Source organism: Acinetobacter sp. 12966, from assembly GCF_031196995.1.
In the GTDB taxonomy this organism is placed as follows: domain Bacteria; phylum Pseudomonadota; class Gammaproteobacteria; order Pseudomonadales; family Moraxellaceae; genus Acinetobacter; species Acinetobacter geminorum.
In genome coordinates this window covers 15,084-37,446 of sequence record NZ_JAVIMC010000096.1, presented here as the reverse complement: position 1 = coordinate 37,446, position 22,363 = coordinate 15,084, and the positions used below count along the sequence as shown (strand labels likewise).

General features: G+C 39.2%; 21 protein-coding genes. 9 read left to right on the top strand and 12 right to left on the bottom strand.

Annotated elements, in window-relative coordinates; all coding sequences use genetic code 11:
- Together RFW85_RS15205 and RFW85_RS15200 are read left to right on the top strand one after the other, a co-directional pair.
- Positions 1-910: FAD-dependent oxidoreductase (locus RFW85_RS15205; protein ID WP_309171650.1), on the top strand; the 910-nt coding region annotated here is incomplete at its 5' end.
- Positions 911-1,084: 174 nt separating this feature from the next.
- Positions 1,085-1,429 (top strand): hypothetical protein, encoded by a 345-nt coding sequence (locus RFW85_RS15200; protein WP_170247915.1) that lies wholly within the window; start codon positions 1,085-1,087, stop codon positions 1,427-1,429.
- Between the two features lie 61 nt (positions 1,430-1,490).
- Here RFW85_RS15200 and RFW85_RS15195 read toward each other — a convergent pair whose 3' ends face one another.
- Complete coding sequence (locus tag RFW85_RS15195) at positions 1,491-2,102, bottom strand: glutathione binding-like protein (RefSeq protein ID WP_170247916.1); 612 nt, start codon at positions 2,100-2,102, stop codon at positions 1,491-1,493.
- 206 nt (positions 2,103-2,308) lie between these two features.
- On the bottom strand, positions 2,309-4,747 hold the full coding sequence (locus RFW85_RS15190; RefSeq protein ID WP_170247917.1) for an ExeM/NucH family extracellular endonuclease: 2,439 nt from the start codon (positions 4,745-4,747) through the stop codon (positions 2,309-2,311).
- 145 nt (positions 4,748-4,892) lie between these two features.
- Between RFW85_RS15190 and trmB the strand changes: the two genes are divergently transcribed.
- Together trmB and RFW85_RS15180 are read left to right on the top strand one after the other, a co-directional pair.
- Complete coding sequence (gene trmB, locus RFW85_RS15185; RefSeq protein ID WP_002121537.1) at positions 4,893-5,609, top strand: tRNA (guanosine(46)-N7)-methyltransferase TrmB; 717 nt, start codon at positions 4,893-4,895, stop codon at positions 5,607-5,609.
- Positions 5,610-5,788: 179 nt separating this feature from the next.
- Positions 5,789-6,415, top strand: a complete 627-nt coding sequence (locus RFW85_RS15180) for a glutathione S-transferase family protein (protein ID WP_170249666.1) — start codon at positions 5,789-5,791, stop codon at positions 6,413-6,415.
- A 14-nt stretch (positions 6,416-6,429) separates the two neighbouring features.
- Here the strand turns inward: RFW85_RS15180 and RFW85_RS15175 are convergent, their stop codons facing one another.
- The 5 genes from RFW85_RS15175 to RFW85_RS15155 all read right to left on the bottom strand — a co-directional run bounded on the left by RFW85_RS15175 (position 6,430) and on the right by RFW85_RS15155 (position 11,671).
- Entirely contained in the window at positions 6,430-7,209 is a 780-nt protein-coding gene (locus RFW85_RS15175) for a F420-dependent NADP oxidoreductase (protein WP_309171649.1), read from the bottom strand.
- Positions 7,210-7,302: 93 nt separating this feature from the next.
- The gene (locus RFW85_RS15170; RefSeq protein ID WP_170249668.1) at positions 7,303-8,724 is read right to left on the bottom strand and encodes an OmpA family protein; all 1,422 of its coding nucleotides are present in this window, start codon (positions 8,722-8,724) and stop codon (positions 7,303-7,305) included.
- A gap of 213 nt (positions 8,725-8,937) precedes the next feature.
- Positions 8,938-10,173 carry a dihydroorotase gene (locus tag RFW85_RS15165; RefSeq protein WP_068562887.1) on the bottom strand — a complete coding sequence of 412 codons (1,236 nt, stop codon included), beginning with the start codon at positions 10,171-10,173 and terminating at the stop codon, positions 8,938-8,940.
- A gap of 12 nt (positions 10,174-10,185) precedes the next feature.
- Complete coding sequence (locus RFW85_RS15160) at positions 10,186-11,202, bottom strand: aspartate carbamoyltransferase catalytic subunit (RefSeq protein WP_032004023.1); 1,017 nt, start codon at positions 11,200-11,202, stop codon at positions 10,186-10,188.
- 124 nt (positions 11,203-11,326) lie between these two features.
- Complete coding sequence (locus tag RFW85_RS15155) at positions 11,327-11,671, bottom strand: hypothetical protein (protein WP_170249669.1); 345 nt, start codon at positions 11,669-11,671, stop codon at positions 11,327-11,329.
- A 240-nt stretch (positions 11,672-11,911) separates the two neighbouring features.
- Here RFW85_RS15155 and rlmKL point away from each other — a divergent pair, with 240 nt between their 5' ends.
- Entirely contained in the window at positions 11,912-14,122 is a 2,211-nt protein-coding gene (rlmKL, locus tag RFW85_RS15150; RefSeq protein WP_213064628.1) for a bifunctional 23S rRNA (guanine(2069)-N(7))-methyltransferase RlmK/23S rRNA (guanine(2445)-N(2))-methyltransferase RlmL, read from the top strand.
- 18 nt (positions 14,123-14,140) lie between these two features.
- Here rlmKL and RFW85_RS15145 read toward each other — a convergent pair whose 3' ends face one another.
- Positions 14,141-14,557, bottom strand: coding sequence for a hypothetical protein (locus RFW85_RS15145; protein WP_170249670.1), 417 nt, complete (start codon positions 14,555-14,557; stop codon positions 14,141-14,143).
- Between the two features lie 266 nt (positions 14,558-14,823).
- Between RFW85_RS15145 and RFW85_RS15140 the strand changes: the two genes are divergently transcribed.
- Positions 14,824-15,318, top strand: coding sequence for a CinA family protein (locus RFW85_RS15140; RefSeq protein WP_170249671.1), 495 nt, complete (start codon positions 14,824-14,826; stop codon positions 15,316-15,318).
- Between the two features lie 50 nt (positions 15,319-15,368).
- On the opposite strand, the gene clpB is transcribed toward RFW85_RS15140, so the two are convergent.
- A complete protein-coding gene (gene clpB, locus RFW85_RS15135) occupies positions 15,369-17,948 on the bottom strand; it encodes an ATP-dependent chaperone ClpB (protein ID WP_086264406.1) in 2,580 nt (859 codons plus the stop codon).
- 299 nt (positions 17,949-18,247) lie between these two features.
- Here clpB and RFW85_RS15130 point away from each other — a divergent pair, with 299 nt between their 5' ends.
- Positions 18,248-19,057, top strand: coding sequence for a M23 family metallopeptidase (locus RFW85_RS15130; protein WP_170249672.1), 810 nt, complete (start codon positions 18,248-18,250; stop codon positions 19,055-19,057).
- Here RFW85_RS15130 and RFW85_RS15125 read toward each other — a convergent pair.
- From RFW85_RS15125 to RFW85_RS15115, 3 genes are all read right to left on the bottom strand, one after another.
- Positions 19,054-19,479 carry a GNAT family N-acetyltransferase gene (locus tag RFW85_RS15125; protein ID WP_170249684.1) on the bottom strand — a complete coding sequence of 142 codons (426 nt, stop codon included), beginning with the start codon at positions 19,477-19,479 and terminating at the stop codon, positions 19,054-19,056. The genes RFW85_RS15130 and RFW85_RS15125 overlap by 4 nt on opposite strands.
- 94 nt (positions 19,480-19,573) lie before the next feature.
- A complete protein-coding gene (locus RFW85_RS15120) occupies positions 19,574-19,996 on the bottom strand; it encodes an OsmC family protein (protein ID WP_005041936.1) in 423 nt (140 codons plus the stop codon).
- A 78-nt stretch (positions 19,997-20,074) separates the two neighbouring features.
- Positions 20,075-20,170, bottom strand: a complete 96-nt coding sequence (locus RFW85_RS15115) for a hypothetical protein (protein ID WP_309171651.1) — start codon at positions 20,168-20,170, stop codon at positions 20,075-20,077.
- A 264-nt stretch (positions 20,171-20,434) separates the two neighbouring features.
- Between RFW85_RS15115 and crp the strand changes: the two genes are divergently transcribed.
- Both crp and RFW85_RS15105 read left to right on the top strand, forming a co-directional pair.
- Entirely contained in the window at positions 20,435-21,142 is a 708-nt protein-coding gene (gene crp, locus RFW85_RS15110; protein WP_046812331.1) for a cAMP-activated global transcriptional regulator CRP, read from the top strand.
- A 158-nt stretch (positions 21,143-21,300) separates the two neighbouring features.
- Positions 21,301-22,350, top strand: a complete 1,050-nt coding sequence (locus RFW85_RS15105; RefSeq protein WP_170249673.1) for an NADP(H)-dependent aldo-keto reductase — start codon at positions 21,301-21,303, stop codon at positions 22,348-22,350.
- Positions 22,351-22,363: the final 13 nt, after the last annotated feature.

Below are 22,363 nucleotides of genomic sequence, written 5' to 3'. Positions count from 1 at the left end.
TGGCCCTGCAGGTGCAACAGCTGCAATCTATGCTGCACGTAAAGGCATTAACACAGGTATCGTGGCTGAACGCTTTGGTGGTCAGGTCATGGATACCATGGACATTGAAAACTTCACTTCTGTGCAAAAAACTCAAGGTCCTAAGTTTGCTGCTGAAATGGAAGCGCATGTTCGTGAATACGATGTTGATATCATGAATTTGCAACGTGTCAGCAAAATCGTTGGTGCAGATCAAACTGCAAATGGCTTGGTTGAAGTTGAACTTGAAAACGGTGCAAAGCTTGAATCGAAAACAGTGATCCTTTCAACAGGTGCACGTTGGAGAGAGATGAATGTACCGGGTGAGCAAGAATACCGTACCCGTGGTGTCGCGTACTGCCCACACTGTGATGGTCCGTTGTTCAAAGGTAAACGTGTTGCTGTGATTGGTGGCGGTAACTCAGGCGTAGAAGCTGCAATTGATCTTGCAGGGATTGTTGAGCATGTAACTCTGGTTGAGTTCGACACTAAACTTCGTGCAGACCAAGTGTTGCAAAACAAATTGCATAGCTTGCCAAACACAACGGTGATTATGAATGCCTTAAGTACCGAAGTGTTAGGCGACGGATCACAAGTGACTGGCCTTAAATATAAAGACCGTGCCACTGATGAAGAGCATGTGGTCGAGCTTGCTGGGATCTTTGTGCAGATTGGTTTATTACCAAACACTGACTTCTTGAAAGACAGTGAAGTTGAATTAACCAACCGTGGCGAGATCATTGTGAATGACCGCAACGAAACCAATGTGCAAGGTGTATTTGCTGCGGGTGACTGTACCACTGTACCTTACAAGCAAATCATTATTGCTACAGGTGAAGGCGCTAAAGCATCACTCTCTGCGTTTGATTACATCATCCGTTCTGGGCAGTAAAACCTAGTCAAACCAGTACGATTTAACCCAAGCCTAGCATTACAAAATGCTAGGCTTTTTTAATATTAGAGTTACAACTCTTTAACAATTTTCGATCTTTATTAATCAGTTAGTTTATGTTTATATTTTAGACATCCATAATTTTGGATGCCATAAATTAGAAGGAAAAACACAATGAATAAATTACTTGTTGCTTTAGGTCTTGCTGCGACCGTTGCTCTTGTTGGATGTAATAAAGATAAAGCTCCAGAAACAGGTGCGACAACGGGTGAACACTTAGAAAATGCTGCTCAACAAGCAACTGCAGATATCAAATCTGCTGGTGACAAAGCTGCAGACGATATTGCTACTGCAACTGATAATGCTGCTGAAAAAATCGATGCTGCAACCGACCATGCTGCTGACGCAACCGCTGATGCTGCTGCGCAAGCTGAAGCGACTGCACGTAAAGCAACTGCCGATACAGCTCAAGCTGTTGAAAATGCAGCTGCTGATGTGAAAAAAGACGCTCAACACTAATCGTCTTTAGTATAAAAAAGCCCCTATTGACTAGGGGCTTTTTTTGGCTTTTAAAAATCTTTTATGAAATTAAGCCTTCATCACGCATCGCAATTTGTACAGATTGACGCTCTGCAACTTTATTACGTAATGCAATAATATGCTTATACGGTGTTAAATCGTGCTCAATTGAGTTTGACCAATTTGTTAAAACAAATAGATAAGCATCTGCTGGGCCGAAATTATCATTTACCAAATAATCATAATCAGATTCAGCCAAATAATTATCGATATATTTTAAAAGACGGTCGATTTCTGCATAAGCTTTAGCTTTTTCATCACTTGTTAATGGTGCGCCAAAGAATACTGCATAGGCATCATGTAACTCAGAGTTCAAATACCCCAACCACTCCAATACTTTCGCACGGCCCATTCCTGATGGCGGAATCAAATCCTGCTTAGGATCATGCTGAGCAAGAAACGGTAAAATCGCAACGTTTTCGGTTAACATTAAGCCAGGATTAATTTCTAAAGCTGGTACATATCCTTTTGGATTAATCTCGTAATAATCTGCGCCTTTTTCTGTTTTATGTGTTTTTAAATTTACTCGTTCTAAATCAAAATCAACATTAATTTCATTTAAAATAATATGTGCAGCTAAAGAACATGCGCCTGGCGAATAATATAATTTCATATCTGATCCTTGTTATCTCATATTAACGTTTTAAATTGCTTCTAGAAAACCTGCAAGGTTTGCACAATTCCTTAATTGTAAAAAAGCGTAAACTTATAAAATACTTACACCATCTAATATTCTTGAAAAAGTTATTCCTTGCAAGTTGTCTTGCGTGACGATTGTTTAAAATATGATAAAACACATTTACGTCACGCAATTTTCCGTTAATTACGCTTAAAAAGCTGACTAAGCCAATTCATTAATTCATTTAAGAAATCAAAGATCCCTTTTTTCTTATCATCGTCAGGATGGCTTGAGTCTTTTCCATTTAAATCCAGATCGACAATTACAGGGTCATGGTCCGAAGAACGATAAGCATCTTCACCATAAAACAGTGCCTTTTGCTCATCAGTTTTATATTCTTCGTTGTAGTCTAAAACGGTTGGCTCATCTGCATTGATATGCCATGCAAAGGTTCTCACTACTTTTGGATATAAAGATGCATCCGCAATTGCATGGTCTAAGTTACCTGCTCCACCATTTCCATTGGCATCACTCGCAACACCAAATACATAGCTATATGCCTGAGCACCCTGTCCTACCTTAGCGTCATTCAGCAAAACTTTGTAGTTTGCTTTTTCAAATGACAAAATAGGTTCTTCTTTTGCGTAACTGTTCATATCCCCTACAAGTAAAGCATTTTGCTTAGGCACTTGAGTTGGATTTTTCGCCAACCACTGCACAATTTGATCTACTGCTTTCACACGAGTCGGGTTCCAACAGCCTTGACCATCTTTTTGGTCTGCATCAGTAGAGCTAGCATCCACTCCGCTACAGCTTTTCGATTTCAAGTGATTTGGAATAACGGTAAAGGTTTTATTACCACGAACGGCTTGGAAACTTTGCGCCAATGTTGTTCGGTTCTTGTCGCCTAAATCAAGCACAACAGGTTTATTCAAAGGCTTAACACGCTTGCTGTTATAAATAATAGCAACCGCGATTGCATCACCACCTAAACGGTCTAAGTTTTCAGGAACAACGTATTTCCAATCACTACCTAAAGCACTGGTTAAATGAGCAATTGCACTGTTCGGGCCATAACCATTGTTAGCAATTTCCATTAAACCGTAAACATCGGCATCAATCGCTTTGAGTGCACTCACAATTTTACGGTGCTGTTTATCAAACTCAGCTTGTGTTGTTGCACCACGTTCTGTTGGAAAACCAGTTGCACCATTGTCATAGTTCAAAACGTTAAATGAAGCTACACGAATGTGATTAGCATTTTTGGTAATGACACTTTGACGCGGGTTTGTTTGAGTAATCACTTCAGGCTGATTACGTCCAAGCACTGGTTGCACACGCCAACCATTAAAACGGTATTCCAAAATACCTTCAGTATTTTTAAGTTGATAACCTGAACGTAGCGTATTGGCAGCGCTAAAATTTGTCGGTAACCATGGAGTACGGTTTTGGTTGTTATAGCCGTCATCAAAAATAATTTTCGACAATAAATTTTTCTGAGCAAGAGCTTTAGCTTCAGGAGATAACGCTGGATATAAATTAGTCGGAATATATAAGCGACCTAAGCTTAGAGATAACTCACCATAACGGCCATAATTGTAGTTCTCGCTTACCGTTAAAGTCTGAGGTAATTTGACCAACATACCTTGATAACGCTGCGGAGAATGGGTTGAACCACCCGTTAAGCTAGCAAATGGGAGTTCAAGGCTAATCGGCTGAACTTGATTTGCCATATTGCTATTACAAGTTTGAATATCTTGTTGTAATTGATCTAATTGCAATTGGTTTTGATAAGTCGTTAAACGACCACGCAAAATAACTTCATCGCCAATTTGTCCACCTTTTACAGCGCTGCTATTTGGAATATAAACAAAAATAGCATTGCTAACATTCGCACGTGCTTTCGTATCTGGTGTCTGAACATAGAAGCCAGAAAAACCATTGGCATAACGATAATCAGCAGTAATCACCCCACGCACTGTATAAGTCTGGTCTTGAGTTGATGTAGCTAAATCAGCAATTGGTGTATCTGAGCTTGAACAACTTACTGTTTCAACAGGAGGCTGAGTTGTAGAACCTGATAAATTTGAAAAGTCATTTCGATTTGCCCAAGCCGACCATGAACGGTCCAAATCAAATGCTGCAGTTGCATCAATACTTAAAGCTGGGTTCTCAGTTTCAATACGCTTAAAACTATTTCCTAAGCTCGAAACGGCTGTTCCCCATCCTGCTTCTGGTCGCTCGCCAATACGCCCAAAACGGTCTACAGGTGTGCCTTTGTACACAAGCACAACGGCATCATCACCGTTAAAAGATAATGCAGCGACCTGATCGACTTTACTACCAAGTTCAGCCTGCAACTCAGAACGGCCTACCAAAAACTTCTGCTTACTAGTTAACGATCCTTGTAAACGGAAAGTTGCTGTTTTTACTGTACCGCCATTATTAAATTGTTGAATTTCATAGTCGGCTAAGTTAACTGTAGCGCCATCTGGATTATAAATTTCCAAACCTTTGCGGTTACTACTGCCGTCAACATATTGACTAAACATGAGCTGTGCTTGTGCCCAAGGACTATACGTAAAAGCACCAAGTGCCCCTAATAGCACAGAAAGTGTGCGTAATTGAAAGTTTTTCATGAGTAAATATGTTCATTTGAAATTTATATAGATTCTTAGATTAAATATTGAACATGACATCTACATGAAGAAAAACACCGAAACATTTGACTTGACCACATGAAGACTTAAAATACCGCATTTGAATTTCAATATTGCCAAGGTTATGTCGATCGATCAGTTAGAAACGCAAATTGCAGACTTAGACAATTTGCCTGAACACCGTGAAATTGTGACGTTTATGCGTCGTTCAGCACCACTTAATACGTCTCAACGCACGGCATTAGAACAACATCGCGATTTAATTTTGGAATATCCTGTTGGCGACTTACGCCAACATTTCGAACATCCAGAACGTCCTTTAACTGTTGAAATCGGTTTTGGTATGGGTCGTTCATTAGTGCTTATGGCAAAAGCCAACCCTGAACGCAACTATGTGGGTATTGAAGTCCACGTACCTGGTATTGCTCAGTGTCTTTATGAAGCAGGTATGGCGGAACTTAAAAACTTGCGTGTACTTGATGCAGATGCGATTCAGGTTTTACGTGAAATGCCAGACAACAGTATTAACTGTGTACAACTTTACTTTCCAGACCCTTGGCAAAAGAAACGTCATTTTAAACGCCGTTTTGTTATTCATGAGCGTATGCAATTGGTTGAACAGAAACTTGAACTTGGCGGCACATTCCACGCAGCAACAGACTGGGAACCGTATGCAGAATGGATGCTTGATATTTTAGATAACCGTCCAGATCTTGAGAACTTGGCAGGTAAAGGCAACAGTTACCCACGTCCAGAATGGCGCCCAGTGACTAAGTTTGAACGCCGTGGTATTGAGTCAGGTCATAAAATTAATGACTTTATCTTTAAAAAGATTAAGTAAATAATAAAAAAGGCTTAGTCATAAACTAGGCCTTTTCTTTTTTATATAAAAAGAAATTAAATATATATCTGATCTATAGTATTTCTTCTTTCTAATTAATAATTGCCAATCTAAGCGAATCTAGCTATTTATAGAAACTGGTACTTGCCATACTAAAAATTGCTAAGGACAACAACACTATGTTAAAAATTTTAGGGCGTGATAACTCCATTAATGTTCGCAAAGTCTTATGGTTGTGCGAAGAATTAAATCTTGAATATGAAAGAGAAGATTGGGGACGAGGCTTTCGTTCAGCACAATCACCTGAATATTTACAATTAAACCCAAATGGTCAAATTCCTGTTGTTTTAGATGGCGATTTAGTCCTTTGGCAGTCCAACTGTATTATCCGTTATTTGGCAAATGCTTATGACAAAGAGCATCTGCTTTACCCTACTCAAGCTAAAGAAAGATTCTTTGTTGATCAGTGGATTGATTGGCAAGCCATCGAGCTGAATAACAGCTGGACTTATACCATTATGTCTCTCTTGAGACATTCTCCAGATCATCAAGATCCAAACTTATTACAACAAGGTATTGATGACTGGAATCATCATATGCAGATTCTTGACCAACAGCTTGCAAAAACTCAAGCCTATGTTGCAGGAACTGAGTTTACCTTAGCCGATATTCCAATTGGTCTATCTGTACAGCGCTGGAAAGCCACTCCTTTTGACCATCCAACACTTAAACATGTCGACCAATATTTTGAACTATTAAATCAGCGTGCTGGCTTCTTAAAATGGGGAAATAACGGCGAACCTTAATTTTAAAATCAGCTTTAGTCCGAGTGATGCTGTTTCACAATGCCATCACTTAAAAGTTGATAGACCTGTTTTAAATCATCTCGCCCTGCTTTAGCCAATAGATCCTCATGCATTGCCAAGATATTCTGATCCCCCCTTACCGCAGGCCCAGTTTGCATTTGCTTTGGATCATTTTCAGTCGCTTTTTTTGCTGTTTCCAAAATTAAAGGATAGAGCAAACTAAAGTCGACCTGCTCTTTATCTACTACCTGCTTTGCCATATCAAAACAGTAATTAGTAAAATTACAAGCAAATACAGCTGCCAAATGTAAAGTTAAACGCTGTTTTGAGGTGTATTGATATACTCGCCTACTTAGGCTATTTGCTAAATCTGAAAGTAGTTCTTGATCAGTATCTGTTACCGCTTCAACAAATAGCGGTGTTGCAGACCAGTCAACGTCTCTTTCAAGGCTAAATGTTTGTAATGGATAAAATACCCCTGCTTTTTTGTGCACATGACTGATGACTTCAATATCTGTACTACCAGAGGTGTGAACCATAAGTGTTTCAGGAAACAATTCATGAATCTGTTTTACAAGCTCTGCAATGGCACTATCTGAAACCGATAAAATAATAAGATCGGTCGGTTGAAATTCGCGAAGAGCTTCACATGCTTTTGACTGAAATTGCTCTGCAAACTTTTGGGTTTTCTCAAAATCACGCGCATAGACTTGTACGATGTGATGACCTTGAGCCAACAGTACCTTTGCTAAATGAAAGGCAACTCTCCCACTTCCAACCAAACTGATTTTCATATCAACCCAACACTATTTGTTCCAACAAAAAAGCTTCTCAAAATGAGAAGCTTTTTTCAAATTAAAATAACTAATTTTTCATAAATCAGAACATTATTGAGCTACTGAAAACTCAATACGACGGTTTTTAAAACGTCCTTCTTCTGTCGTGTTCTCTGCAACAGGCTGATCAGAGCCATGACCTTGTGCAACTAATTTAGATCCATCTACACCTTTAGATGTTAAATAGTCGACTACTGCTTGAGCACGGCGTTGTGATAAAGCTTTATTTGCCGCAGCGTTGCCTGTTGAGTCAGTATGACCACCCACATTTAATTTTACATTAGTCACTTTATTTAAAAGTGTTGCAGCTTGATCAAGAATAGCTTTGTTGTCTGCTGGAATATCGCTTGAACCACTCGCAAAATTAATGATTTGCAAGTTAAGCGCTTTCACTAAAGCATTTACATCGACATTATTCGGGTCAATTGAGCCTAAAGCAGTTTGCGAAGCAGTTAAGCTATTACTTACAGATTGCTCAGCTGTTTCTGGTGCTGTAGAAACGACTTCAGTGTGAGGAACAAGTGCTTTTACTTTTGCGGTTAATGCTGCTAACGCTGCTGCATCACCTGCTTTCAAAGTAATTTTGTCACCTATCCATTCTAAAGATGCATTTGGCACACCTTTTAATGCACCAAGTACGCCCGCAAGCGCATCTTTGTCTGTAAATCCAGCCGCATAAGTTTGACTAGTATCAACGTTACAATCTTGGGTTGATGAGAAAACCTGTTTAACTTGGGTTTGTAGTGTTGCTAAGAATCCTTGATCTCCAATACCTGCCTGACACTGGCTCACAGCACCTTTATCATCTGTGCTTAATGTTAAACTCGCGGGTGCAGCTGCGGTAGTAGCTTCAACACCACTTGCACCCATTGGTTCTGGTGCTGGCACAGCCTCCTTATGTTGGCAAGAACGCCATAACCAAGCAATGATAAGACCCAGAATAATGAGTGCAATAATAGGCAAGAATCCACGAGATTTGCCTGTATTTTCAGTCGCAGCGGCAAGTGGTGGTGCTGTTGACGGTGTAACAGAAGACAAGCCTGCACCAAGCCCTAGTGGCGCTAATAGGCCAACAGCCCATCCCGGCAAATGTGAACGAATTGTTTCTGCATGCTGACGTAAATAATTCACAATACTTTGTTGATCATTTCCGGCAACATCCGAAATTGCATTAAGGCTGGGTTTAATTGCACTATTGAGTGTACTTTCGATTTCATTATTTGGTGCCGTACCGCTTAAATGAGTAAGTACCGTATTCTTGATTTGGTCATTATGAGAAAAGAGGTCTGATAATGAAGGAGTCAAACTATTTTTTAATTGTCCAATAAGATCAGGTTTAGCAGCTAACAATGAAAGTAAAATTGGATAAAACTTAGATAAAGCATTCGTTTTTTCGCCTAGGTATCCGTCCTGATTATTTAATATAGTTGATGATACTTTTTCTTTAAGCAGTTCTATAGGGTTTATCGACATTGGTTATTCTCCCGAATTTTATACGTCGTAACCAGCAACTTTTGATTATTCAAATACTTCTCTGTGCTGATAGTTTTTTATTCTAATCTGCGTTCAATCTTTTATTGTTTTTTAAATAATTTATATACAAATTTGCATCTAGTCTTTACAAAACAGGCAGATCTTATTGATCTACCTGTTTATATTTTAAATTTACTTTAAATAACCGTTTTATCAGTTAGCAAAAGTTTGAAGTACTTTACCGCTAAGGTTTTGACCCAACAATGGAGTATTTTTCCCTTGCGATAAAATCGTGTCTTTGCTTACTGTCCAGCTTAATTCAGGATCAACTAATACCCATCCTGCTTCATCTTTCCAACGCGTAGTCATATTGGCAACCTGCGCAGGTACGCTAGTCACTTTTTCCACCCACTCTAAAGGTTCAAATAAGCCTTCATTAATGAGTTGAATGCCTAAAGATACATAAGTATCAAAAGCAGTAATGCCCGGTTGAGTTTCAGCAAATGGTGCCATTTTTGCGGAGCTGCTTAAAGGTTCGTGATGCGTACAAATTGCATCAATCACGCCCTCTTTTAAACCTTGACGTAAAAGTTCTTTATCTTGCTCAGAACGCAATGGTGGACGAACATGTGCTAGCGAATTGAAACCATCAGTTAAGTGTTCAGTTAAATGCAACTGATGCATTGCTACATCGGCAGTCACAGGTAAACCTTTTGCTTTTGCTGCGCGGATTAATTCAACCGATGCACCACAAGATAACAAACCAAAGTGAGCTTTTACGCCAGTTGCTTCAATCATAAGCAAATATTTCGCAATCGCCACAGTTTCAGCAATTGCCGGAATCATTGGCAAACCTTGGCGAGAAGCAATAAAGCCTTCGTGTGCACATCCGTCTTTAGCAATCTGTGGCTCTTCAGCATAAAACACAACCGTTAAACCAAGACCCGCTGCATATTCCAAGGTACGAATAACTACATCGTCATTTTCAAAAGCAGCATTCGCATTAGAAACAGCAGTACAACCACCTTTTTTCAGGCCCGCCATGTTTGCTGGTTGCTTACCATTTAAACCTTGGGTCTGAGCACCAATGATATGCATGTGAATGCCCCCATCATGCCATGCCTTTTCAATCAAGCCATGAATGAGAGCACCGTTGTCTTGTACAATCGGCTTTGAATCAGGTGGTGTAATCACATGCAAAATACCATTGGCACGTGCTGCCTTACCTTCCGATTTCAATGTTCCATGTTGCTGTTGACCCGGTTCACGCAAACGCGCGCATAAATCAACCATGGTTGGCATTAACCATTTACCTTGGCCATCAATGGTTTGCTCAACTTGCTCAACTGGAGCAACCAACTTGCCATTTTCGATATATACAGTTTGTACGCTGTCTGTTTTCTGGATTGGGTCTAACACACGTACATTTTCAATTTTTACAATACTCATGTGATCCATTCCTTACAACGTAATCGCTTCAATTAAACCTTGCTCTTGGAGTTGGCCTTGCATTGATAACGCCAATACGGCCATACGAACTGCAATACCATTGGTTACTTGTTTCAAAATAACCGACTGATCTCCATCAGCAACACTTGAATCAATTTCTACACCACGGTTCATTGGTCCCGGATGCATCACAATGCAATCTGGTTTAGCTAAACCAAGACGTTCTTTGTTTAAACCATACATTCTGTAAAATTCAGACTGTGAAGATAGCGCTGGTGAGTCAATACGCTCGTTTTGAATACGTAAAGCAATAATCACATCACAATCGGTAATACCTTCATCCATCTTGTTAAACAAGCGAACATTCTCACCATATTCAGAAAAGCCCACTGGCAATAATGTATTCGGTGCAATCACACGAATATCTTTACAACCTAGGGTTTGTAATGCAGCTACATCCGAACGTGCTACGCGAGAGTGTTTAATGTCCCCGATAATAGCAACGCTTAAATCTTCAAATGGTTTTTTTGTTTCACGGCGAATGGTGAGCATATCAAGCATCGCTTGCGTCGGATGAGCATGACGTCCATCCCCTGCATTAATAATCGCGACCTTTGGACATACATCTTTAGCAATGAAATGTGCAGCACCCGAAGATGAATGGCGAACAACAAAGATATCCGCTGCCATTGCTTCAAGGTTCCAGAGCGTATCGCGCAGAGTTTCTCCTTTTGAAGTACTTGAACGTGCAATATCAATGTTCAGTACATTGGCAGACAAACGTTTTGCTGCTGCTTCAAAAGTAGTACGGGTACGTGTGGAGTTTTCAAAGAAGAGATTCATAACCGTCAATCCCTCTAAGAGCGGACGGTTAATTAAATTATTATTATCATCTAAAAAGCTTTGTGCGGTATCTAAAATCTTGGTGAGGTTTTCTTTTGAAAGTCCCTCAATCGTTAAAAAATGTTTTAAATTTCCGTCTTGATTGAGCTGAACCTGGCTCGGTTGATGCAACGCTGCAATATGCATAATGGATTCCTATGGGTCGAATCGCGAAAACGTGCATAGTGTAGCTGAATTCCGCTCTTTTCGCAGAAGAACTTTACAGAATAAGGCCCTAAATTGACCAGAAAATTTAGGACCTTGATCTAGATTATCTCAAGGCACCAATATAATGATGTGGAACTTGTGCTCGATAAATGTCTTCGGCGGTAATTTCCGACTCTTCATCGACTTTAACAACAGCAATTTTTTCTTTTAGAGAAAGCTCAGGTATTGTCTCAACCAACGATTTCAATCGCTCAACACATCGTTTTAATTCGTCGTCGTCCGACTCTAGTGCAAGCCCAATGACATATTTTGCGTAATCTTTATTTTGAACCACATACAGGGCATCTATTACCCGCCCCGTCACCCTACGCATGCGTACATATATTTGTGTAGCTACTGAGAAAGCATCTGCATTAGAAACAAAACCATTCCCCATCATGTCTTTCATTTATAATTACCCCATCAATCTAAAATAATAAAAATGGTTAAAAAATAGCTGTGTTTGTTAAATAAATAACCATTGATAGGATTGTCTTAGCAAAATACATACCACTTTTACTGTATTAATCTTTAAAAATCAGTTTATTGGTTGGATTATGATAGGTTGCAATAATTTAAAAACCTTTACACATCAAAATAAGTTAAACTTTGCATCGTTAATATTTATATGTTTTGGTCAATCGAGTTTATGAATACCTCTTTACGTTTAAACCACTATTGGATTACTTGTGCTGATGGTTTAGAAGCCCTCTTACAAGAAGAAATAGAACAGCTTGGCACCAAAGTGACAGAACGTAAAGCAGGACGTTTAATCATTGAAGGGACGCTTGAACATGCTTATCGCATCTGTATGTGGTCGCGTCTTGCTTCACGTGTTTTACTTCCAATTCATACTTATGAACTCGAACATACACATGATGCACGTGATGTAGCAGAAGAGCTTTATGAAGGTGCGATTAGCTTTGACTGGTCACTTATTTTTGCACCACAAAGTACCTTCGCAATTCGCTTACATGCAGAACGTGAAATTAAGGTTAATACTCAATTTGCAACACTTCGAGCAAAAGATGGTGTTGTCGATTCTTTCATGGAAGCTGTAGGTCGCCGTCCGAGCATTGACACCAAACAACCAGAAATTACGTTATATGTTTTAGCAGGTAAAACTGAACATACCTACTGCCTAGATTTATCTGGTGATTCATTACATAAACGTGGTTACCGCCGTTATATGACGGATGCACCAATCAAAGAAAACCTTGCGGCGGCAATCTTACAAAAAGCTCAGCTTCAACAACGTAAGCCAGAGATTGTGCTCGACCCAATGTGTGGTTCAGGTACATTTATTATTGAAGCATTAATGATTTTGACTGACCGTGCGCCAGGACTTGTTCGCCGTTTTGGTTTTAATGGTTGGCATGGTCATGACCGCGAACTTTGGCTTTCAATTAAAGCTGAAGCAGCAGAACGTCATGAAAAGGCACTTGAATTACCTTTACCTAAATTTTATGCCTACGATGCAGACTGGGAAGCTGTAAAAGCAACCCGTGAAAATATTATTGCGGCTGGCTTTGAAAAAGTATTAGGTCAAATTCAGATTGAAGAACGCACTTTAGCTGACTGGCCTGATTTTTCAGCTGAAGGCAAAACTGCATTTATTGTGACAAACCCTCCCTACGGTGAACGTTTAGGTGATAAAGCATCTAACCGCTCTCTTTACCTAGGTTTATCTGCACTTTTACAAAAACATTTCCCAAATCAATATGCAGCTATTATTGCAGCGCAAATTGAACAAGCCGATGTTTTAGCGTTTGAAGCACCTGAAACTTTACGCTTAATGAATGGTAAATTACCGATTTACATTCGCTTTGGTTCAATTAAGCCAGAAAAAGTTACACAACCATTCTTAGCAACTTGGCAAGCTCAACCTATTGAAATGGAAGAAGCTCAAGATTTTGCTAACCGTTTGCAAAAAAATATGACTGCCTTGAAAAAATGGGCAACGAAAGAAAATGTTTATTGCTTACGTTTGTATGATGCAGACTTACCTGACTTTAATGTCGCTGTAGATTTATATGGCGATCGCTTACACGTTCAGGAATATGCACCACCAAAAACAATCGATCCTGAAAAAGCAAAGAAACGTTTTAATTTAGCACTCGCTGCAATTCGTGCTGTTACTGGTTTAAACCGCGATGCCATCTTTATTAAGACACGTGCACGCCAAACTGGTACAAATCAATATACGAAACAAAGTACAGCTTCAAAACGTTTTATCGTTCAGGAAGGTAAAGCTAAAATTTTAGTTAACCTGACAGATTACCTAGATACAGGTTTATTCCTTGACCACCGTCAAATGCGTTTACGTATCGCACAAGAAGCTCGTGGCAAGCACTTCTTGAATTTATATAGTTATACTTCTACAGCAAGCTTACATGCTGCTTTAGGCGGTGCTGCAAGTACGACAAGTGTAGACTTATCTAATACTTACTTAAGCTGGTCAAAAGAAAACTTCGTTTTAAATGGACTAACTGTAGATCACGCAGATGAACAGCACATGTTCTTTGCGAGTGACTGTTTTGAGTGGTTAAAAGAAGGTCACGAACAATATGACCTTATTTTTATCGATCCACCGACATTCTCAAACTCTAAAAAGTTCTATGGTACTTTCGACGTGCAACGTGACCATGTTTCACTCATTAAACGTGCAATGAACCGTTTAAATAGTGAAGGAACGCTCTATTTCTCAAACAACTATCGTGGTTTTGAAATGGACGAAGAGATCGAAGCTATTTTTCAGGTTGAAGAAATTACTTCTGAGACCATTGGCCCTGATTTTAAACGTAATCAAAAAATCCACCGTGCATGGAAAATCCAGCATCCTGGCCTAGATCAATATTAATAAGACTAGAGGTTATTATTACTTCACGGTAATAATAACCTCACCATGAACATTTTTTGATTCAAAATCATATTTGGTAAAGCGGTCTGCTCTTTCCGGTAATGCCATCATTTCCAGTTTCTTCTTTTCCTTACTATCGATAACATGGTTTTGTTTTTGTTCTTGATAAGGTGAAAGTACACTTGTTCTAAGTGCATCCCATCGAACTTGTTGTAAATAATTATCCCCTAATGCCTGACGTGCCTGTTGTTGTTCTATCATTGGTTTCTTAGCATCGTCTTGAGCTTTCGCAATAATCACAGGTAAAGCAGCATTTACTGCCCCTGTTTGTGTTGCTAAGGCCCCTTCACTTAGAGGCTGCGCAGCCCATACATTAATTGGTATCATTGAAATACAACCTAAAATACACAGCGCAGGTCCTTGTTTATTGTTCATTGCATTTATCCTAAATTGTTATTGTTCGTTATATCGAACAAAATTAACAATTTTTTAAACATGTCGCAATGTTATGAATAGATTTCCCGACAATTAACATTGATCAATTTAAAACCAGAAATATTTCACAAGCATTTAGTGAATATTCAAGTTGTTTTATAGATTTTTATCTCAGACTTGTACGACACTGCTAAATCACTTACTGTGATTTTATAATTTTCTATAATTGATTTTAGTTATAAATAAACACCATTCGAGGTGAAATAATGCTTCAGTACTGCTGCCAACTATTAGAAGATCGCCAACTCAAAATCGCCTTTATTGAAAGCGCCAGTTCCGGTTATTTAACAAGTCAGTTTTCTATTCACAAAAATAGTGGTGCAGATATTTTACTGGGTGGCTTAGTTAGCTACGACCCAAGCATTAAAATTAGTATTTTAAATATCGATCCAAAGTTAATAGAGACTTACACAGCGGAGTCACCGCAAGTCACAGAGGAAATGTGTAGACTGGGTCAAAACCTATTTCAACAAGCTGATATTATTGTCAGTTGTACTGGGCTATTAAAATCTGGCGGAAGTGAAACCCCAGAAAAACCTGTGGGCACCTTTTTTATTTGCATTTCTTACCAACAGCATATTTATCATTATCGTTATTTTTTATCTGGTCACTCAGAACAAAAGTTAAAGACATTAACTCAGAAAGTTTCAGATGCCATAATTGCTTTACTCACATCAACCATAAAAACTGATTCAACATAAAAAAAGAGAATATGTTTCCATATTCTCTTTTCGGTTTTAGCAGAAAAAGCTTAACTCAGTTTCATTTTATCGAAGACTAAATGCCCATTTTCGCCTTTAACTAGAATAGTATCACCTGCGACAAAATCACCCGACAAGATTTTTTGTGCTAATGTGTTTTCAATCTGTTGTTGAATCGCACGTTTCAATGGACGCGCACCATATACAGGATCGAAACCAGCATCAATCAATAAATCAAAAGCAGTGTCATCTACAGTTAAACTCATGTCACGATCAACAAGACGCGAACGTAATCGATCCAACTGAATATCGGCAATGCCACGAATTTGTGCTTTTTTGAGTGAATGGAAAATCACAAGCTCATCAATCCGGTTAATAAATTCCGGACGGAAATGCTGACTTACCGCATTCATTACAATGGTACGCACTTCATCGTCTGTTGCACCCTCGCCTAGCTCACGTACATCTTGTGAACCTAAGTTCGAAGTCATCACAATTACCGTATTTTTAAAGTCTACTACTCGACCTTGTGAGTCGGTTAAGCGACCATCATCCAATACTTGGAGCAAGATATTGAATACATCTGGATGCGCTTTTTCAACCTCATCAAACAACACCACACTATATGGCTTACGGCGAACAGCTTCAGTTAAAACACCACCTTCTTCATAACCCACATATCCTGGAGGTGCACCAACCAAACGGCTAACCGAATGTTTCTCCATGAATTCACTCATGTCGATACGAATCATGGCATCATCACTATCAAACAAGAAGTTAGCCAGCGCTTTAGTCAACTCAGTTTTACCAACACCTGTTGGACCCAAGAACAAGAACGAACCACTAGGACGATTCGGGTCAGACAAACCGGCACGTGAACGACGTACTGCATTCGATACCGCAACAACTGCTTCATCTTGCCCCACAACACGGTCATGTAAGAACTCTTCCATATGAAGGAGTTTTTCACGCTCGCCTTGCATCATTTTAGCAACCGGAATACCTGTTGCAGCACTAACAACTTCAGCAATTTCATTTTCAGTCACTTTAGTACGAATCAGTTTTGGCTCTTCGTTTTCTTCTGCAACCTCGTCTTGCTCGAGTTGCTTTTGCAACTCTGGAATTACGCCATACTGTAAACGTGCTGCCTCAGCCAAATCACCTTCACGCTGAGCTTTCTCAAAAGCAATACGCGCTTTATCAAGTTCCACCTGAGCCTGTTTAGTACCTTCTACTAAAGTTTTTTCAGACTTCCAGATTTCTTCAAGATCGTTGTATTCTTTCTCGACTTCAGCAATCTGTTTTTCAAGATGAGTGACTTCAGCTTTACTGCCGACATCTTCATCTTTTTTCACAGCTTCCAATTGCATTTTCAACTGGATTAAACGGCGATCAAGCTTATCAAGTGCTTCAGGTTTAGAGTCAATCTCCATTTTGATACGAGAAGCTGCTTCATCAATCAAATCAATTGCCTTGTCTGGTAATTGACGATCGGTGATGTAACGATGAGACATTTTCGCCGCAGCAATAATCGCAGAGTCTAAAATTTGCACACCATGGTGAGTAGCATATTTTTCTTTGAGTCCACGTAAAATTGCAATCGTATCTTCAACACTTGGTTCATCAACCAGTACTTTCTGGAAACGACGCTCTAAAGCAGCATCTTTTTCAATGTATTGGCGATATTCATCTAAGGTTGTCGCACCCACACAGCGCAATTCACCACGTGCTAATGCAGGTTTTAACATATTCCCTGCATCCATTGCGCCATCGCCTTTACCAGCGCCTACAAGCGTATGTAACTCATCAATAAACAGGATGATTTCGCCTTCGTGTTTCGCCAAATCTTTTAAAACTGCTTTTAAGCGTTCTTCAAACTCACCACGATATTTAGCACCAGCCAGTAATGAACCCAAGTCGAGGGATAAAACACGTTTATTTTTTAATCCCTCTGGCACTTCGCCATTCACAATACGCTGTGCCAAACCTTCAACAATAGCGGTTTTACCAACACCCGGCTCACCAATAAGAACAGGATTGTTTTTGGTACGACGCGATAACACCTGAATGGTACGGCGAATTTCATCATCACGCCCAATGACAGGATCAAGTTTTCCAGATAAAGCACGCTCTGTTAAATCAATCGTATATTTATTAAGTGAGTCACGTTGGTCTTCGTGATTATTACTCATGACTTTGTCATTACCTCGAATATGTTCAATTACTTTGCGTAAACTGTCAGGAGTTACGCCTACCGCACTTAAAATACTTTTAGTTTCGCCGGTCTCTGCCAAACCCAACAACACCCAGTCAGTTGATAAAAATTCATCACCTGCTTTCTGTGCATATCTGTCTGCCAAATTAAGTGCTTTTACCGCTTCTGGGTTTAAGTTGACATCACCTGTTGGATTGGCAATTGTCGGTGCATCTTTTATAGCCTGTTCAAGTTTCTGTTTAAGTTCAGGTAACCGTGCACCTGCTTGTTGCAACAAGCTAATATTTGATGGCTCTTCTAACAAGGTAGACAAAATATGAATACCTGCGATAGCTGTATGGTCCTTACCCATCGCTAAAGATTGAGCATCTGAGAGGGCTTGCTGCAAGCGGTTTGTAAATTTCTCAAAACGCATTCTTGTTATTCCTCACAACAAATTTGTACTTGTCTAATAGATGGGAACACTTCTTCGAATTTCAAATAAATTTTTATATATTTTTCATAATGTTATAAAAATAACAATGAGTAAAACTCCATTATAATATGGGATTGTTTTGTATATATTTCAAGTACAGTTCAGCTACATTTTATTAAAATGCTTGAATATTTAGATTCATGCTTATTCTTACTACGCTTTTCACAAAGTCTTCATTGAGAATTTAGTGATTAAGCTTTAGTTTATCTTGCTAGTTTCCTACTCGTCTTGAAATGAAAATGCACTTTAAACACTTTATATTAACAACAACTTGTCTTTTTACTTCAGCACTGGCAATCGCTCAGCTCCCACAAGACTCCAGACGACCTGGTGGAATTGCAGTTGTTCCTCTAACTACTGATATTACTCAGGTCACTTTTCAACAAAAGCCTGTTTTAATTAGTCAAGAAGGTCAGCAGCGTTATGCTGTTCTTGGTATTCCATTATCTACTCCAATCGGCAGTATTCAACTCGACACAAATAAAGCCCCGATCCAAATAGAAATTAAGTCTTATCCTTACGCAGAACAACGAATTAAAGTCACTAACCAAGATTACGTGAACCCTAACCAAAGTCAATTAGACCGCTACGCTCAAGAAGCGAAAGAACAAAATGATGTATATAGTTCATTTAGACAGAGCTCATGGCAAACCCTTCCAACATTTATACGTCCAACTTCAGGAAAATTTAGCAACTCTTTCGGGAGAAAACGTTTCTTTAATGGTGAAGAACGAGCACCCCACTCAGGCTTAGATATTCCTGCGCCAGTAGGACAAAAAGTAGTTGCGCCCGCAGATGGTGTCGTTGTCCAAACTGGATCTTATTTTTTTAATGGTCAAACAGTGTTGATTGATCATGGTCAAGGCCTCATCAGCATGTTCTGCCATTTAAGTGCAATTAAAGTTAAGAAAGACCAGCATATCCGCCAAGGAGAAACATTAGGTTTAGTAGGCAAAACTGGACGAGTGACAGGCCCTCACCTGCATTGGGGCATGAGCCTTAATAATGCTCGGGTAGATCCTCAGCTTTTCCTAAATACAGCTCGTTAATTTAAAGCTTTACGAAAATACTTTGGTGCTTCGACGTAGCCTTCTCTTAGGTAAAATTGATGTGCCAAAGGTCTTTGCATTCCTGAATGCAGTTCCATTCGATCACAACCACGTTGTCTTGCCAATTTCTCAGCCTGCTGCAAAAGTAAATCTCCAACACCTTTACTTCGTATATTTTCATCAACACACAGATAGCATATTTTGGCAAAGTCACCTTGCAAGGCTATTTGTGGAATAAAGTAGAGAGATAAAAAACCATAAATTTTACCCCTCTCTTCAGCAATCAAAATTTGTGAATTAGAGTCATTATGGAGTATCTCAAATTTTTCTTGAATAAGAGCAAAAGGCTGTGGGTATCCCATCTGTTTAAGTAGATCACATATTGCTTGAATATCTTCCGATTTAGCAGAACGAATATGCACTTTCATTGTTCCTCTTATTTTTTAGTTATTTTTGATAATAAAAAAGCCAACTCTATGTCAGCTTCTTTTAATTTTTAGCTATCAAACAAGTGCCTTATTCAGCTTCAATAATTTCAAAGTCATGTGTAATTTCTACACCACCATCAGAAAGCATTTTACTTGCTGAACAATATTTCTCGGCAGACAACTCAACTGCTTTTGCAACTTGCTTTTCTTTCACAGCTTTACCCGTTACCACAAAATGTAGGTGAATTTTAGTAAAGACAGCCGGAATTGTGTCAGCACGCTCAGCTTTTAAGTTACATACAACATTCGTCACATCTTGGCGAGATTTCTTTAAAATGGTCACAATATCAAACGAAGCACACCCACCAAGTCCCATTAATAACAGCTCCATGGGACGTGGACCACGGTTTTCACCACCATACTCAGGTGAGCCATCCATAATGACACTATGCCCACTATCTGATTTCGCTTCAAAAGCAACATTCTCTAGCCAATGTACACTTGTTTGCATTGCAACTACCTAAAAAAAATTATAAATTTAAGTAGGGTCTTTTGACATTTCATCTATGGATTGCGTTATAGCTAAAAATTAATCCAAATAAGACGCAAAACCCAGACAATGGCAATCCTTTGTCCAGTTTTGTAATAAAGTTTGTGAAATTTCAGCCATAATCTGAGTTGCAATAAAAGCAGCGCAGGCTTAGCGCAAGACCAAGTTATTTTGTACGTTCCGTTGTTAAGATCTATTTATTTAGAATGACTAAATTTCATAGTTCTTATTAGGTACGTCTAAAAGAATTGTCTTATGTCGCAACCATCTGTGAAATGTCAACAGGCCCTTGTTTTGTACACTAACATAAAATGAGTTGATAAGGAATTTCATCTCTTCTGTGTAATAGCTCATCTCGGGCTTGTGTGAATTGTTTACCCTATTCGGAACATATTAAGCATGACTTCAAATTTTTCACAACTCAGCACAGATGCTTTATCCCCGGGGCAACTACCTGAATCCGTTAAAGCATTGTTAAAACGTGCTCACATCAACAGATATCCAAAACGAACCACAATTGTTGATGCCGGAACAGAGTCAAAATCTTTATATTTAATTTTAAAAGGCTCAGTTTCAATTATTTTACGTGAAGATGATGAACGTGAAATTGTTGTTGCATATTTAAATCCGGGAGATTTCTTTGGGGAAATGGGGCTTTTCGAACCGAACCCTCAACGTACAGCCGAAGTTCGTACGCGCGATGTCTGTGAAATTGCAGAAATTTCATATGACAACTTTCACGAACTTAGCAAACAATATCCAGACTTAAGCTATGCTGTTTTTGCACAATTAGTTCGCCGTCTAAAAAATACCACGCGTAAAATGACTGATCTGGCATTCATTGATGTGTCTGGTCGTATTGCACGTTGTTTGATCGATCTATCTTCTCAACCAGAAGCAATGATTTTGCCAAATGGACGTCAAATTCGCATTACTCGTCAAGAAATTGGCCGTATTGTGGGATGCTCACGCGAGATGGTTGGTCGTGTACTCAAAACCTTAGAAGATCAAGGTATGATCCAGACAGATGGTAAAGCTATTCTTATTTTTGATACTTCATTAGAAGAAAACTCTGTTTCTGATGAAGACTACGACGATGAAGAATAACATTCATTAAATTTTAATAAAAAGCAAACTTCGGTTTGCTTTTTTTATATGCAACAATGAGTTAATACACAAAACTTACAAACTATTCTAAATTTATGATTTAAGTTGAATACATATTCTCCGTTAGGCTAACTCAAAATTTCCAAGGATTTCACTGTATGCAATTTAATTCGCTTAGTCGCACAGGCATTAAACTTCCAGAAATTTGTTTAGGCACCATGACATTTGGTGAGCAAAACTCCCAACAAGAAGCTTTTGAACAACTCAATTATGCCTTGGCACATGGTTTATATTTTTGGGATACAGCAGAGATGTATTCTGTTCCCCCAAAACCCGAAACTTACGGTGCAACTGAAACTATTATTGGCAATTGGTTTGCCCAGCATGGGCAACGCGACAAAGTTTTTCTCGCATCTAAAATTGCAGGTCCAGGCTTTGGAGGAACGCACATTAGAGAAGGCCATACCCGCTTTAACAGCGACCATATTGCCAAAGCACTAGATGGTTCACTTAAACGCCTCCAAACGGACTATATCGATCTTTATCAACTACATTGGCCTGAACGTCATACCAACTTTTTTGGTACGCTCGCTTATGGCAATCAGCAAGCTGAAAATGATTACGCCACAACACCTCTAGAAGAAACTTTACTCGCTCTACAAGAAGAAATTAACCGTGGGCGCATTCGCTATATTGGTTTATCAAATGAAACGCCTTGGGGCACTATGAAATTTTTACATTTGGCCGAAAAGCTAGGTGTCAGTAAATTTGTAAGTGTTCAAAACCCTTATAGTCTTCTTAACCGTACTTATGAAATAGGTATGTCTGAGATTGCCAAATATGAAGATGTCGGCTTGCTCGCCTACTCTCCTCTGGCTTTTGGATACTTAACCGGCAAGTTTAGAAATGGCGCTCGTCCAGCTAATGCCCGTGTAACATTATTTCCTCGTTTTAGCCGCTACAGTAACGCTCAAAGCGAATGGGCAACTGAACAATATGCACAGCTAGCAGAAAAACATGGGCTAAGCTTAACTCAAATGGCCTTAGCTTTTATTAAACAAAAGTTCTTTGTGACAAGCACAATTATTGGTGCCACTAATTTAGACCAACTCAAAGAGAATATTCAGGCATTTGAGATTGAGTTGCCTAGTGAAGTCCTACAAGGTATTGAAGCCATCCATACCCAGCAACCCAACCCTGCTCCTTAAATAAAAAACGGAT